A 1365-nucleotide genomic window follows, 5' to 3' on the forward strand; every position below is an offset into this window, starting at 1 on the left:
ACCCACAGCCGCCGGTCGGGGCGCCGGGAAGGCGTCGTCGTACGGGCCACGCGGTCCCGGTTCGCCTCCAGCAGCCGCTTCGCGGCGGCCACGAGCCGGGCGGGCTCGGGGAGCGCGGAGACCGGGGCGTACGGGCTGACGCCCGCCAGGAAGCACAGCTCCGACTTGTAGACGTTGCCGATCCCGGCCAGATTGCGCTGGTCGAGCAGCGCCTCGCCGAGCGGCCGGGCGGGGTCGGCGAGCAGCCGCCGCTCCGCCTCGGCCGGGTCCCAGCCGGGGCCGAGCAGGTCGGGGCCGAGGTGGCCGACGACCCGGTCCTCCGCGCCGGTGCGCAGCAACTCCAGTACAGGCAGGCGGTATCCGACGGCGGTGCGATCGGCGTTGCCGAGGACGGCGCGGATCTGGTGGCCGGGACCGCCGCGCCACCGCTCCCCGTCCGCGTACGTGATCCAGGCGCCTTCCATCCGCAGGTGCGAATGGAGCGTGAGACCGCCCTCGACGCGGGTCAGCAGGTGCTTGCCGCGCGGGACGACCTCGGTGACCTCGCGGCCGGTGAGGTCGGCCGTGGCCAGCTTGGGCACGCGCAGGTCGCAGCGGGTGAGCCGGCGGCCCGCCAGCGCCTCGTGCAACAGGCGGGCGGTGCGCCAGACGGTGTCTCCTTCGGGCACGCTCCCATCGTGCCAGGACGTGGGGCGTACGGGCCGGGGCACGGGGGCCGCGGCGTACGGGGTGGGGATAGGCCCACCCTGGTCCGGGGGCTGCGGGGGCGGTACCCGGACTGCCTCGCGGGACACGATGGGCGGCATGATGAGGACGAGCGGGGAGGCACTATGAGCAGGCTGGGGCCGTACGTGACCGCGCAGGGGCGAGCCGTCGTGCTGGTGGCGCTGGCGGCGGTGGAGGTCGTCGCGCAGGCGGTCCTCCTCGGCTCGCTGGTGCTCGCCTTCGGGCTCGGGCTGCTGTTCCTCTTCCCCTGGGGCGTGGCGGTCGCCCGCGCTGCCGCGGGCGCCGCCCGCGCGCTGACCGGCCGATGGACGGGGCGGCCGATCCCCGGCCCGTACCTGCCCGCGCCGCCGCATCCGCGCCCCGGGCCCGACGGCCGCTACCGGCACCTGGGCATCAGCTACCGCAGCCCGGCGCTGCCGGAGTTCTTCGAGCGCGTCCACCGGCTGCTGTCCGACCGCGCCACCTGGCGGGACGCCCTGTGGCTCCTCGCCGACCCCGTCGTGGGGCTGGCGATGGCCGCGCTGCCGCTGCTCGCCGTCGGCTACGGGCTGTTCGGCATGGCGCTGCCGCTGCTGTGGGACCCGTCGTACCCGGGGGACACCCTCGCCGACTACGCGGGCGTCGAGGTCGCCTCGCAGG

2 protein-coding genes are annotated in these 1365 nt (G+C 76.5%); one reads left to right on the forward strand and one right to left on the reverse strand.

Going from position 1 to position 1365, the window contains the following annotated elements; all coding sequences use genetic code 11:
• A partial coding sequence (locus tag H5J30_RS33470) for a DNA-formamidopyrimidine glycosylase family protein (protein ID WP_181791504.1) occupies positions 1 to 668 on the reverse strand: 668 nt, incomplete at its 3' end.
• A gap of 162 nt (positions 669 to 830) precedes the next feature.
• On the opposite strand from H5J30_RS33470, the gene H5J30_RS33475 reads away from it, so the two are divergent.
• On the forward strand, positions 831 to 1365 hold a 535-nt coding region (locus tag H5J30_RS33475), incomplete at its 3' end, for a sensor domain-containing protein (protein WP_181791506.1).

Origin of the sequence: Streptomyces phytophilus (assembly GCF_013870535.1) — a bacterium.
Classification (GTDB): Bacteria; Actinomycetota; Actinomycetes; order Streptomycetales; family Streptomycetaceae; genus Streptomyces; species Streptomyces phytophilus.